The following is a 13914-nucleotide window of genomic DNA, read 5'->3' as shown; positions in this document are numbered from 1 at the left end:
ACTGATGCTAGATATGAAATATGAAGGCGCCGATTTACGATCGAAACGTCGTCCGAAATCGATCATTGACCGCGTGTGGAATTTTTTTGCATCGGTCAAAGTGGGGTTGTGGTTGATTGGTTTGATTATTGTCGGTTCGGCAATCGGAACAATCTTTCCTCAAGAAATGTATATTCCGCAACAGTTACCTGCTGAACAATACTATGCGCAGGAATACGGGACACCGGGATCCATTTATCATGCGCTCGGATTCCATAATTTATATACGTCATGGTGGTATATCAGCTTAATCGTCATGCTGACACTCTCGCTCATCGTTGTGTCGATTGACCGTGGTATCCCACTTTATAAGGCGCTCAAGAAACAACCGGTCAGACGGACAGAACGCTTCATGAAAGGTCAACGTCTCTTCGGTCAAGGTAAAGGGACAGAAGCTCAAATCGACGAAGTCACAACTTTACTCAAAAAGAAACGATATACCGTCAAACGTGACGGCGATGCCCTGTTAGCGGAGAAACACCGCTTCGGTCGTTGGGGTCCGTATGTCAACCATGTCGGACTTGTCATCTTCTTCCTCGGGGCGATGCTCCGAGTATTCCCTGCTTTTCATACAGACACACTTGAGTGGGTGCGTGAAGGAGATACGGTCTCACTAGAAGCGACTGATGGGGAGTATTATTTACGGAACGATCAGTTCATTCTTGAGATGTACGACCCGGAGAACAATGAGGAGGATGCGAAGTTCGCAGCCGCCATTGAAAAAGCGGGGGCCGTTCCGAAAAACTATGAGACAGAACTGACGTTATTCAAAAAAACGGGAACGAACGAGGACGGATCGCCGCAACTCGAACAAGTCGATGTCGGTTCGACGAAAGTCAACCACCCGTTTAAATTTGATCAATTTGAAGTGTATCAGGAACAATATTCGAGCCGTCCGGAATTCTTATCGATGTCGTTCATGTTGGCAGATAAAGAAACCGGCGACGAATATGGTCCGTTCAAAGTCGATTTGGAGAATCCAGAGAAATCCTATGAGATTGATGGGGTCACTGTCACCTTGAAAGATTTGTATCCGGACTTTGAAGTGAAAGATGGGCAACCGAACACGAAATCACCTCGTGCTCTGAACCCTGCCTTCTTCTTCAATATCGAATCACCTGAAGGAGAGACGGAATCAAACTTGGTCGGTATTCGTCTCAACGTCGCCGATGAAGAGAACCGTTATGATGTCCAGTTTGCAGGTACAGAAATGGCGAGCACGAGCGGACTCCGTGTGAAGAGTGATTCCACGTATCCAATCTTAATTGTCGGTGCCACCATCTTCATGATTGGGATTGTGATGGGCATGTACTGGCCGCATCGACGCTTATGGGTTCGCCGTCACGAAGACAGCGTGCTCGTTGCAGGCTTTACGAACAAAAACCCGTCTTCGCTCCGCCGGGAAGTTTCGCCGTTATTAGAACAGACGGGCTTACCGATGTGGGAGGACCAGGCGAGATTCACATCGGAATCGGAGAATGAGTCAACAGATGAAAGAGGGGAATCTTGATGGAATGGATTGAATGGAGCAGCCGGATGCTGTTTATCGCGTTCTTCCTTTATGCAATCTCAACGGTGCTCTTTACGATCGCCGTGAGTGGAATGCGTAAAGATCGGAACGTCAACCGAGTCGCCTATGGGAAATATGCATTCAGTTTGGCGGTGATCGGCTTTGTTGCTCAATTGACGTATTTCTTTATGCGTTGGGCAGGTGTCGGTTATGCGCCGGTATCAAACCTGTATGAATATACGACATTCTTTGGGATGATGATGGTGCTAGGGTTCCTTGTCGTATACGGTATTTATAGAAATGATGTACTTGGATTGTTCGCGATGCCGGTGGCGTTACTCGTCATCGCCTTCGCCTCGATGTTCTCGAGCGAGGTCGCACCGCTAATCCCTGCACTCAACAGTGTTTGGCTGAAAATCCACGTTACGACGGCCGCACTCGGTCAAGGCATTTTGGCGATCAGCTTTGCATCGGGTCTTATTTTCTTGTTAAATGAGACGTCGATGAAAGAACAGTCAAAATCGCGGACGTGGCTTGAAGTGACAATGTTCGTCCTCATGTGTACGCTTGGCTTCATCATCGTATCGATGCTCTTTAAGGGAATTGGTGCCGGTGGGGTCGTCGAATTTACGAATGACCGTGGTCAAGTAGAAACGTATGAATATTTCATGCCAATCTTGTTCGCCCCAGAAGGAGCACAACTGTTGTCTGGCGCAAGCGGATTGTCGCTTGAACTTCCAAACTGGATCAACACACTCAAGTTGAACACACTTCTTTGGTCGGTCATCGGCGGTGTCGTGATTTATGCGTTGCTTCGCTTCGTCATTTTGCGGAAACGTGTCGCAGAAGCGCTTCAACCGCTTGCGAAAAAAGTCGACCTCGACCTTGCTGATGAAATCAGTTATCGCTCGGTTGCGATTGGATTACCTGTCTTCATTCTCGGCGGCCTCATCTTCGCGATGATTTGGGCACAGATCGCCTGGAACCGTTTTTGGGGCTGGGACCCTAAAGAAGTGTGGGCCCTCATTACGATGCTCATTTATATATATTACTTGCATATGCGTATTCAGCGCGGCTGGACAGGAACGAAAGCAGCATGGTTATGTGTCGGTGGATTTGCCATCATCATGTTCAACCTCGTCTTCGTCAACTTGGTCATTGCGGGCCTACATTCGTATGCTTGACTTAAAAGAAGTCACGATTGTGACTTCTTTTTCATTTGGTCCATCAAATCATCGTTGTGAAGCGAAATAATAGAGTGGTATAGTTATGGCAGAGAGTAGAATGTTCACAAATGTGCAACATTCTCTACAACTCGTAATGGGTCTTAGGAGGGTTTCAGGAATGGCTGAGAAAACGAAAATTTTAGTAGTCGACGACGAAGAAAGAATTCGCCGACTTTTGAAGATGTACTTAGAACGCGAACAATATGTGATTGAAGAGGCAGTCAATGGCGAAGAGGCACTCGCACTCGCCCTTGAAAACGAATACGATGTCATCTTGCTCGATTTGATGATGCCGAAGATGGATGGTGTTGAAGTGTGTACAGAGCTTCGAAAAACAAAAGCGACACCCGTCATTATGCTCACGGCGAAAGGTGAAGAAATCGATCGTGTTCAAGGATTTGAGGTCGGAGCGGACGATTACATCGTCAAACCGTTTAGCCCACGTGAAGTTGTGCTTCGCGTCAAGGCGCTCCTTCGTCGTTCAGGCTCAACAAAATTCATGCAGACGAGCGAAAAGTCAAAAGATTTGATCGTCTTTCCACACCTGACAATCGATAACGATGCTCACCGCGTCACGGTAGATGGGGAAGAGATCGCACTCACACCGAAAGAGTACGAATTATTATTCTTCCTCGCAAAACAGGTGGACAAAGTCTTTTCGCGTGAACAGTTATTGAAAGAAGTATGGAACTACGAATTTTTCGGAGACCTTCGGACCGTCGATACACATGTGAAACGTCTTCGTGAGAAATTGAATCGGGTCTCTCCAGACGCCGCTCATATGATCACGACTGTATGGGGTGTCGGGTACAAGTTCGAAGCTGCCAGTGAATGATGATTCGTCGAAATAGTATCGTCACGAAACTGTGGCTGACGATTCTCGTTTTGGTCAGCGTGATCTTATTCATTGTCTCGGTATTGATGCTTGAATTTTTTAATTCCTTTCACATCGACCAAGAACGAGGGCATCTCGCCAAACTCGGAGGTCAGGTTCAATCGGTATTGTTGAATGAAGGGGATACGTCACAGACGATTGATCAAATCATCGAAGTTTATGGTGCGAATTATATTCTCGAAAACGGTTCGGTTCGATCCAACTTTGGCAATCAAGTGGAGGGTTTGATGGTTGAACTTGAGCGACAAGATTGGGAAACGTACCAGGCGGTCGGGGAAACGGCCATCGGGAACTTCTCATCGTTTAACGATCAAGCGGCCCTTGCTTACCGAACGACATTCTCGTTATCAAACGGTCAATATACGCTGTACTTACTAGAACCCCTTGATGCAATCTCGAGTGCGAATGCGGGTGCGCGGACCATCATCTTGTGGACCGTCGCCTCGGCAATCATCGTCACGACCGTGTTTGCGTTCTTCTTATCGACACGGATCACGGCGCCTCTTCGAGAAATGCGGGACGCGGTCAACAAGACAGGTGAAGGGCAATTCGATTTACGTCTCGAGACGAAGACGCGAGATGAGATCGGTGAACTCGCCGCTTCCTTCAATGCGATGAGTAGCCAGTTGGCGAAGTATGTCGATGCCCTTGACCGCGAACGATTGCAACTTGCATCGATTCTACGTTCGATGGCGGACGGTGTCATTACGCTCGACCGTCATGCGAACATTATTGTCACGAATCCGCAAGCGAGTCCGCTGCTTCAAGACGGGCAGCCCCATGAAGTCGTGCTCTCTCTTTATGAGGAAGTGATGGATGGGACATCTGAAAAGACGATTGAAGTGAAACAGGATGACCGCTACTACACTTTGACGGTCACACCGCTCGTCGGTGAGGATGATTTTGAAGGGGCCGTCGTCGTCATTCGGGACACGTCTGAGAGTCATCGACTCGATAAGATGCGGACCGATTTTGTGGCGAATGTCAGTCATGAACTCAGGACACCGCTCGTGACGCTTCAAGGGTATTCAGAGGCGATTATCGACGGCATGACAGAGAGTGACGAGGCAACGAAGGAGTTCGCCTCAATCATCTACGACGAATCACTACGCTTGGCCCGACTCGTCAACGATTTGCTGGATTTGGCACGCATCGAATCGGGTAAAGAGACGATGCAGTTCAGCTCGTTCGATATCGGGGAGTTCTTGCCGCGCGTCATGCGGAAGTTTAACCAAATGGCGTCTGAGAAGGAAATTCAATTACAGACAGACGTACCGCATCGACTCATCGAAGCGGACGGCGACCGACTCGAACAAGTGTTCACGAACTTGATCGGCAACGCCATCGCCCATACCGACTCCGGAGAGATTCGAATCGAGGCGACCGAAATGTCCGACGGGATACAGATTCAATTGACCGATACGGGTCACGGGATTCCGAAAGAAGACTTACCGTTCGTGTTCGAGCGATTCTACAAAGCCGATAAGGCGCGGACGAGTGGTTCGAAAACAGGGACCGGGATTGGTCTTGCCATTGTGAAGAATGTGGTCGACGCCCATCATGGGACGGTCAACGTATCGAGTACAGCTGGTGTCGGTACGACATTTGAGATTTACTTACCATTTGAACAACCACACATCTCGTAATGGTGACTCGTTTGAGTCACCATTTGTGGCATTTTAAGGGGGGAGTCGTATGAAAAGATATACACGAACTGGCGACACGGGTGAAACTTCTTTAATCGGTAGCCGTGTCGACAAACATCATCCTCAAATCGAAGCGATGGGTCATCTAGATGAGTTGAATAGTCACATTGGTTTGGCGATTGCCCATCAAGAGGACGAGTCACTTCGTGGACAGCTGACGAAGGTTCAACACGACCTATTCGATCTCGGGTCGGAACTGATGTACACTGGAGAACCTCCAAAAAAGGTCGATCTGTCAATCGTGACGGAGCTTGAAAGCTGGATAGATGAGTGGGAGACGTCATGCCCGGAGCTCATACGTTTCATCCTTCCGGGTGGCAGTGTTGCCGCAGCGAGCCTGCATGTGGCCCGTTCTGTCTGCCGACGGGTCGAGCGTGACTTGACCGCACTCGGTGTCGCCGACCGGCAACTTCCGTACTTTAATCGCTTGAGTGATTATTTATTCACGGTTGCACGTTACGCGAATGTCGTGGCAGGCATACCGGACCAAGAATATGCACGCGGCGCTGCCGTGTTCCAACCAAAACGAAAAAAGGAGTGATCGGCTGATGAAAGGAATCGAGCAGTTCGAGCATCAATTGCACTACTCGGTCTATCCGACCAAAAAATTTAAGACGACGACTTGTCTCGTCTCATTCGCTGCACCACTTTCTACAGATACGGTAGCAGATCGAGCCCTACTTCCATTCATCATGGAAAAATCGACGGAGACCTATCCTTCGATTGAGTTATTTCACACACCGCTAGAAGATTTGTATGACACAAACTTGTATGCAGGCGCTTCAAAAATTGGAAAAGAGCATGTCATCCAATTCCAACTTGAAGTCGTCAACGACAACCTTGTCGGGGAAAACGTCCTGAGCCAAGCAATCAAATTGCTTGAAGACGTACTGCTTCGTCCAAACGCCTATGACGGTGCATTCCAACCGCTCATTGTGGAGCAAGAGCGCCGTCTACAACGCCAGCGCATCGAATCGGTCTATGATGACAAGATGCGATTCGCCCAACAGCGTCTACAAGAGATGCTCGGAGGAGAACTCGCAATCCCGTCACTCGGTACGCTTGAACAACTCGACCATGTCACGCCAAAATCGTTGTACGATGCCTATCAATCGATGATTCAAGACGACCGTGTCGACATTTATGTCGTCGGGGATGTCAGTCGTGAACAAGTCGAACAGGCCTTTAACCCATTGGAATCTCTTGGGACACGTCAACCACGCCTGTTACCTGAAGCGAGTCGAGGTGAGTTTAAGCGGTTAGAGGAGCATCAAGACATCAAACAAAGCAAGCTTCATCTCGCCTATGCGCTCGATGTCGACCCACGTACAAAAGACGCGATACGTATGCAAATTGTAAACGGGTTATTCGGTGGATTTCCTCATTCGAAACTGTTTATGAACGTCCGTGAAAAAGAAAGTTTGGCATATTATGCTGCTTCACAATATAGTTCACTCAGCCGAAAGTTATTCGTATACGCAGGAATTGATGCGACGAATCAGAAGAAGACTGAACAGATCATCGAAGAGCAATTGAAGGCTTTACAAGCGGGCGAGTTTGAAGATGAAACGCTACAACAGACGAAAGAACTCTTGTTCCACCAACGTCGTCAACTCGGAGATAGTCCGCGTCAGTTGATTGCTTGGATGAGCGGAGCGGACGTTCGTCCATTCTCGCTAGACGAAGAGATTGCGATTATCGAAAACACGACACGCGATCATGTCATCGCCCTTGCGAATGAGATAGAGCTTGAAGCTGTCTATTGTTTGAAAGGAGGAGAAGCATGAAACTAGACTTTCCAAACGTCGGAGAGACATTACATCACCACGTGCTCGACAATGGCCTCTCCGTTTACTTGTTGAAAAAGACTGGATATGAAAAAACATTCGCGACGTTCACGACCAAATATGGATCGATTGACCGACGCTTTAAACTAGAAGACTGGATCGAGGTTCCCGATGGTATTGCGCATTTCTTAGAACATAAGATGTTCGAAAAAGAAGATGGCGACGTCTTCCAACAGTTCGGACGTCAAGGCGCTTCGGCGAACGCTTTCACCTCTTTCACACGGACGGCGTACTTGTTCGGTGCGACGTCGAACATTCAGAAAAATGTTCAAACGTTGCTCGACTTCGTTCAAACTCCATATTTCACGGAAGAATCGGTTGAGAAAGAGAAGGGCATCATCGGTCAAGAGATCCAAATGTATCAAGACAATCCGGGATGGCGTCTTTATTTCGGTTTGATTGAAGCAATGTATGAGACACATCCCGTTAAAATCGATATTGCGGGCACTATCGAATCGATTTCGAAGATCACTGCAGAAGATTTATACGTTTGTCATCAAGCGTTCTACCATCCGAGCAATATGACGTTGTTCGTCGTTGGAAACATTGAACCGGATGAGATGCTCGAATTGATTCGAAACAATCAGTCGACCAAATCATTCGATGCACCGAAGCTGAGTGCCCGTGAAACGGTTGAAGAGCCGATCGCGGTTCGTTTGTCGGAACGAGTCATCGAGATGGATGTCTCTGTCCCGAAAGTGATGATTGGCTATAAAGATGCCCCGCAAGCTGGCGAAGCGGGTCTGAAGCAAGAGTTGACGGTAGAATTGCTTATGCATGCACTGTTTGATACGACAGCCCCTCTCTATACTGAACTGTATGCTGAAGGACTGATTGACGATGCCTTCTCGTTTGACTATACGTCAGAAGAAACATTCGCCTTTGCTGCGTTGTCGATGGAGACGTCGGAAGTCGATGCGTTTGTCGGTCGTGTGACGGAGGCACTGGAACGTCCACTTCAACTCAATCAGGAAACGCTTGACCGTAAGAAACGCATGATGCAAGGACAATTTTTAAAAGCACTGAATTCACCGGAATTCATCGCCAATCAGTTTTCTCGTTATGCGCTCAATGACGGAAACTTGTTCGAGATTCCGAATTTGATTGATGACATCACATTAGATGAACTATACGAAGCGTACGAGCGGTTGTTCCGTCAAGAGCAACGGACCGTATGCATCGTCAAAAAGCCATGAAGACGTTGATTGTTGGAGCGAGCGGTGCCATCGGACGTGCCGTCTCGCTCGCTTTTCGTGAAGATGAATTGATTTTGCATGCGAACGAGGGTCACGAAAGACTACGTCATTTGATTGATGAAGAAAATCTTTCGGCAGAACTTTTCCCTTGTGACCTAACAGACCGAGGTGCCGTTGAATCGTGGGTACAAGAAATGCCGAACGTCGACCGAATCGTCTACGTGGCCGGACACGCTCTTCATGGTCTCGTCGTCGACCAAGCAATCGATGAGCTCGACCGTCTCTATGAAATTCATGTCCGTGCGATGATTCGATTGGTCCAGTCCGTTGTAGCTAAGAAGCCGTATGATCATCAACTCGATATTGTCATTGTCTCAAGCATCTGGGGTGAGGTCGGTGCGGCCGCCGAGGTATTTTACTCCACAGTCAAGGCAGCACAGCTCGGCTTCGTCAAAGCGTTTGCCAGAGAAGTGGGACCGTTCAATGTTCGAATCAATGCGGTGACACCAGGGTGGATTGATACGCCAATGAATGATACGGTAGAAGAGTCGAAGGAATCCGTGATGAACGACATTCCACTTGGACGACTCGGGAATACTGAAGATGTTGCTAAAACCATTCGTTTTTTATGCTCAACGGACGCCTCCTATATGACAGGAACGGTGTTACGCATCGACGGTGGCTGGCAATGATCTCGTCACTGTACATAAACGAGTTCTTTTCAATTCTTCTAAAATAATTTAAAATAGGCTAGGTAGTGAACTCGCTCGAAAGGATGGTTGGGGATGGAACATAAATTCGAAGAGTGGTATCTCGAGTATGAACTGTGTCAAAATCGACCGGGTATCCTCGGAGATATCGCGTCTCTCATGGGAATGCTTCAAATATCCATCGTCACCATCAATGGAGTCGATCTACAGCGCCGTGGGATGTTGTTAAAAACCCCGGCTGCTGATCATGTCCATCGGCTCGAACATATTTTGAAGCGAATGGAAGCTATCGCTGTCATCAAGTTACGGCGTCCCAAATTAAGGGATCGAATAGCGATTCGACATGGTCGATACATCGACCATGACAGCGATGACAAAAAGACGTTTCGTTTCGTCCGAGAAGACTTAGGGATTCTCGTCGATTTTGTCGCGGAGTTGATGAAAGAAGAGCGTCACCTGTTAATTGGCGTACGTGGCAATCCACGCGTTGGGAAGACAGAGTCAATCGTCGCGGCGAGTGTGTGTGCAAACAAACGATGGCTGTTTTTGTCATCAACACTGATGAAACAGACCGTTCGAACCTCATTATTTGAAGAAGAACGGGAAGGCGATCACGTATACATAATTGATGGAGCCGTCTCCACTCGTACAATGGATGAACGACATCGACAGCTCATCCGTGAAGTCATGCGATTGCCTGCAGTGAAAGTTATTGAACATCCTGACTTATATGTCCGAAACACCGATTGCGTGTATGAAGACTTTGATTATATTATTGAATTGAGAAACAACCCGGATGAAACGATCATCATCCCACAAGAAACACATCGTGAGTCAGAATGGTTTGAATAATAATGTGAATGGAAGGTGTGGACCCCTGTGACAGAACTAGGGACTTTTTTGAAACAAAAGCGTGAGGAGAGCGGATTGACGCTCGACCAAATCCAACAGACGACGAAGATCCAAAAGCGCTATATCATCGCGATCGAGGAAGGTGATTACAAAAATCTCCCTGGCTCTTTCTATGCACGGGCGTTCATTAAAACGTATGCGGAGTCACTCGGTCTAGATGTAGATGAACTGTACGGAACATATGCAAAAGACTTACCAAAAATCGAGGCACAGCCGACCGCTCAGTTATCTCGGAAGAAAACGTATTCCAAGGCTTCGGAGTCTACGAGCCGGGTTTCAAGGTGGGTTCCAAAAGTACTGCTTGTCCTCACTGTCTTTTTGCTCATCACTGCGGTTTATTTTGCGGTGAGAAGCATCGACTTCGGTGGGCAGGATGCGAGTCCTACTGAACCGCCAAGTTCTAGCGTTACGGTCGACCAAAACGAGGATGTTCCGGCAGATGAGCCTGTCGAGGAAGAACCGTCTGAAGAGAATCCGGCTGAGGAAGAACCGCCTGCAGAATCCGGTCCGGTTACGGTGACAGAATCGAACGGTGCGGATATCACATATGAACTTATGACGAGTGAAAAATTATCAACTGAGATTTATGTAAAAGAGTCCCCGGCCTCATATGTTGGCGTACGTGATACATCACTTGAAGGAGCATTCCTAGCGCCTGAATATCCAAATCAATCGAAACAAAACCCGATTGTCATTGAAGACGCTGAAACGGACACGCTACGTATTCGAATCGGGCTCATCGCAGGTGTTGAGAAAATCGTCGTCAACGGTCGCGAGCTCGAGCTTCAAGAGTCTCCGGTCACACAAAATATTTTTGTAAAGAGAGTTGACACTGAATAAGTCGACTCTCCTTCTAAGAGGAGGCGTTCTACATGAACCTACCTAACCGATTGACGATGTTACGCGTGGTACTCATTCCCGTATTCGTCGTCTTACTCGCTATTGATTTTGATTGGGGCAACATCGCCTTTTTAGGTGCTGACATCCCACTTCACCAATTTATTGCTGGTGTGATTTTTACGATTGCGGCCATTACGGACTGGCTGGATGGTCACTTGGCCCGCAAACACAATTTGGTCACGAACTTTGGTAAGTTTATGGACCCGCTCGCAGACAAACTTCTCGTTACGGCGGCACTCGTGCTCCTCGTCGAGATGGACCTCGTTGCGGCTTGGGTCGTCGTCGTGATTCTTTCACGCGAATTCGCTGTCACTGGCCTTCGCCTTGTCGCTGCTGACGAAGGGATTGTCGTCGCGGCCGGAAAATCTGGGAAGGCGAAGACGTGGGTGCAACTATTTGCCATCATCTTCTTGCTATTCGGTAATCCGATTTTCAGCTATGTCGGAATCCCATTTGGCGAATGGGCGATGTGGTTGGCACTCGCGCTGACGATTTATTCAGGTGCTGAGTACTTCGCACAAAACTACAAGATAATTGTGAAGTCGATGTAAGTCGACAGAGACGAGTTGGTTGATCTAGCTCGTCTTTTTTTTGAAGTCGAGGAGGAATTAAGATGAAACGAGCCGAAATCATTGCGGTAGGAAGCGAGTTGCTCTTAGGAGAAATCATCAATACGAATGCCAGTTACATATCAGAACAACTGTCGAAGTACGGCGTGCCGGTCTTGTATCATCAAGTTGTCGGGGACAACGCGGCACGAATGCGAGAGACTTTTGAGATCGCCCGTCGTCGTTCTGACTTGGTCATCGTCACAGGTGGGCTAGGTCCAACAGCGGATGACGTCACGAAAGAGGTCCTTTCTGAACTGCTCGAACGTCCGATCGTACGGGATGAGGAAGCGTTTGAGACGATTCAACGATTCCTTCGCTCGCGTAATCGCCCGATGAATGAGGGGGATGCACGCCAAGCCGATGTGTTGAGCGGAGCAGACGTGCTACAAAATCCAGTAGGGCTTGCTCCGGGTATGTGGATTCCTGGTGATACGACATGGATGCTACTCCCAGGTGTACCGCGTGAGATGCGAGCGCTCGTCGATGAGACGTTTCCGAAAAAGTTTTCAGGTGCGACGCTCGTCTCGGAATCGCTACGATTTTATGAGATTGGTGAATCCGCCCTCGACGATGCAGTGAAAGACTTGTTGAACGGTGCAAATCCAACCGTCGCGCCATATGCCGAGACTGGAGAGGCAAGACTCCGAGTCAGCGCTCGTGCAGTCGATGAGATGACGGCGAGAGCGATGATTCAAGAAGTGAAGTCTAAAATTTTAGAACGGGTCGGTTCATATTATTTTGGATCGGATGAAGAAACGATTGCCTCGCATCTTGTTCAATTGCTGACTCGCATGAATCGAACGCTCGCTGTTGCCGAGTCATTGACCGGTGGTGAGGTCCAGTCGATGATCACATCGACACCGGGTTCGTCAGCTGTTTTTTTAGGAGGGATGGTGACGTATTCGGATGAGCTAAAAAATAGGTATTTGGGGGTCGCCCTTGATACAATTGAACAGCACTCAGTCGTCTCAAAAGAAGTTGCCTATGAGATGGTCGTGGGGTTGGCTCATGAATCGAAAGCCGATTATGCCCTTTCATTCACAGGTGAAGCTGGACCGACATCAAATTCGGGTCGTCCGGTCGGAACGGTCTATATCGGCGTGAAAACGCCAGGGGGAACCGAGGTCATCGAGCGAACGTATCCACATCAGGAACGTAATATGATTCGTATGAGAGCTGCAAAAGACGGGTTGTGGGCCCTCATCCAGCGAATTGAAAAAGGCGAATAAATGTTCGTAAAAAACTTGTGTATCGCCAACTGTTCACGTATAATGAAAGTATCAATTAAAGGAGGCTCATTTATCTATGAGTGATCGTAAACAAGCGTTAGAAATGGCATTGCGCCAGATTGAAAAACAATTCGGTAAAGGCTCGATTATGCGCCTTGGTGAAAATACAGACCAACAAGTGTCGGTCATCCCTTCAGGGTCAATCGCTCTCGATGTCGCGCTCGGAGCAGGTGGATATCCACGTGGTCGTGTCATTGAAGTATACGGACCAGAATCTTCAGGTAAGACGACTGTCGCCCTTCATGCGATTGCGGAAGTTCAAAAACGCGGAGGTCAAGCTGCATTCGTCGATGCCGAGCACGCGCTCGATCCGAAGTATGCTAAAAACCTTGGTGTCAACATCGATGAGTTGCTTCTCTCTCAACCGGATACAGGGGAGCAGGCGCTTGAGATCGCTGAAGCGCTCGTTCGCTCTGGTGCGGTTGATATCCTTGTTGTCGACTCGGTTGCGGCACTCGTACCAAAAGCCGAAATCGAAGGGGAAATGGGAGATTCACACGTTGGTCTTCAAGCCCGCTTGATGTCTCAGGCACTTCGTAAGCTGTCTGGTGCGACGAACAAGTCGAAGACGATTGTGATCTTCATCAACCAAATCCGTGAGAAGATCGGTATCATGTTCGGTAACCCGGAAACGACTCCAGGTGGTCGCGCCTTGAAGTTCTACTCTTCGGTGCGTCTTGAAGTTCGTCGTGCAGAAACACTCAAACAAGGTCAAGATATGGTCGGGAACCGTACGAAGATCAAGATTGTTAAAAACAAGATTGCGCCACCATTCAAAACGGCAGAAGTCGATATCATGTATGGAGAAGGAATCTCACGTGAAGGGGAACTCATCGACATCGGTGCAGACCTCGATATCGTTCAAAAGAGTGGAGCTTGGTATTCATTCAATGAGGAACGTCTCGGTCAAGGCCGTGAGAACGCGAAGCAGTACATGAAAGAAAACCCAGCAATCGCTGCCGAAGTGGAACGACAAATTCGCGACCACTACGGCTTGAACGGAGAAAAAACGGTCACAGTCGAAGGAGAAGACGACGAAGTTATTTCACTTCTCGATGACGAATAAGCAGATT

13 protein-coding genes are annotated in these 13914 nt (G+C 48.3%); all 13 read left to right on the top strand.

Features of this window, described 5'->3' with window-relative positions; genetic code table 11:
- The first annotated feature begins 4 nt into the window (after positions 1-4).
- The 13 genes from resB (at position 5) to recA (ending at position 13907) form a co-directional block, all read left to right on the top strand.
- The gene (gene resB / locus KNO98_RS02970; protein WP_214698860.1) at positions 5-1549 is read left to right on the top strand and encodes a cytochrome c biogenesis protein ResB; all 1545 of its coding nucleotides are present in this window, start codon (positions 5-7) and stop codon (positions 1547-1549) included.
- A complete protein-coding gene (gene ccsB / locus KNO98_RS02965) occupies positions 1549-2733 on the top strand; it encodes a c-type cytochrome biogenesis protein CcsB (RefSeq protein WP_026825820.1) in 1185 nt (394 codons plus the stop codon). The genes resB and ccsB overlap by 1 nt, the downstream gene beginning before the upstream one ends.
- A gap of 160 nt (positions 2734-2893) precedes the next feature.
- The gene (locus KNO98_RS02960) at positions 2894-3610 is read left to right on the top strand and encodes a response regulator transcription factor (protein ID WP_026825821.1); all 717 of its coding nucleotides are present in this window, start codon (positions 2894-2896) and stop codon (positions 3608-3610) included.
- Entirely contained in the window at positions 3607-5316 is a 1710-nt protein-coding gene (locus tag KNO98_RS02955; RefSeq protein ID WP_214698858.1) for a sensor histidine kinase, read from the top strand. The genes KNO98_RS02960 and KNO98_RS02955 overlap by 4 nt, the downstream gene beginning before the upstream one ends.
- A 49-nt stretch (positions 5317-5365) precedes the next feature.
- Positions 5366-5917, top strand: coding sequence for a cob(I)yrinic acid a,c-diamide adenosyltransferase (locus tag KNO98_RS02950; RefSeq protein WP_214698856.1), 552 nt, complete (start codon positions 5366-5368; stop codon positions 5915-5917).
- 7 nt (positions 5918-5924) lie between these two features.
- The gene (gene yfmF / locus KNO98_RS02945; protein WP_214698854.1) at positions 5925-7163 is read left to right on the top strand and encodes an EF-P 5-aminopentanol modification-associated protein YfmF; all 1239 of its coding nucleotides are present in this window, start codon (positions 5925-5927) and stop codon (positions 7161-7163) included.
- On the top strand, positions 7160-8419 hold the full coding sequence (yfmH, locus tag KNO98_RS02940) for an EF-P 5-aminopentanol modification-associated protein YfmH (protein WP_026825825.1): 1260 nt from the start codon (positions 7160-7162) through the stop codon (positions 8417-8419). The genes yfmF and yfmH overlap by 4 nt, the downstream gene beginning before the upstream one ends.
- A complete protein-coding gene (gene ymfI, locus KNO98_RS02935; RefSeq protein ID WP_235181838.1) occupies positions 8398-9111 on the top strand; it encodes an elongation factor P 5-aminopentanone reductase in 714 nt (237 codons plus the stop codon). Before yfmH ends, ymfI begins: the two co-directional genes overlap by 22 nt.
- 93 nt (positions 9112-9204) lie before the next feature.
- Positions 9205-9981 (top strand): YmfK family protein, encoded by a 777-nt coding sequence (locus KNO98_RS02930; protein WP_214698852.1) that lies wholly within the window; start codon positions 9205-9207, stop codon positions 9979-9981.
- Between the two features lie 27 nt (positions 9982-10008).
- The gene (locus KNO98_RS02925) at positions 10009-10881 is read left to right on the top strand and encodes a helix-turn-helix domain-containing protein (RefSeq protein ID WP_214698850.1); all 873 of its coding nucleotides are present in this window, start codon (positions 10009-10011) and stop codon (positions 10879-10881) included.
- Between the two features lie 32 nt (positions 10882-10913).
- Positions 10914-11492: a CDP-diacylglycerol--glycerol-3-phosphate 3-phosphatidyltransferase gene (gene pgsA / locus KNO98_RS02920; protein WP_026825828.1), complete on the top strand. Its 579-nt coding sequence runs from the start codon at positions 10914-10916 to the stop codon at positions 11490-11492.
- Between the two features lie 62 nt (positions 11493-11554).
- The gene (locus KNO98_RS02915; protein ID WP_214698848.1) at positions 11555-12781 is read left to right on the top strand and encodes a competence/damage-inducible protein A; all 1227 of its coding nucleotides are present in this window, start codon (positions 11555-11557) and stop codon (positions 12779-12781) included.
- A gap of 76 nt (positions 12782-12857) precedes the next feature.
- The gene (recA, locus tag KNO98_RS02910; protein WP_026825830.1) at positions 12858-13907 is read left to right on the top strand and encodes a recombinase RecA; all 1050 of its coding nucleotides are present in this window, start codon (positions 12858-12860) and stop codon (positions 13905-13907) included.
- The last annotated feature ends 7 nt before the right edge of the window (positions 13908-13914 follow it).

Source organism: Exiguobacterium sp. s57 (assembly GCF_018617685.1).
Taxonomy (GTDB): Bacteria; Bacillota; Bacilli; order Exiguobacteriales; family Exiguobacteriaceae; genus Exiguobacterium; species Exiguobacterium marinum.
Note: the sequence above shows the minus strand (reverse complement) of the source record. Positions and strands in the feature narration are given on the sequence as shown.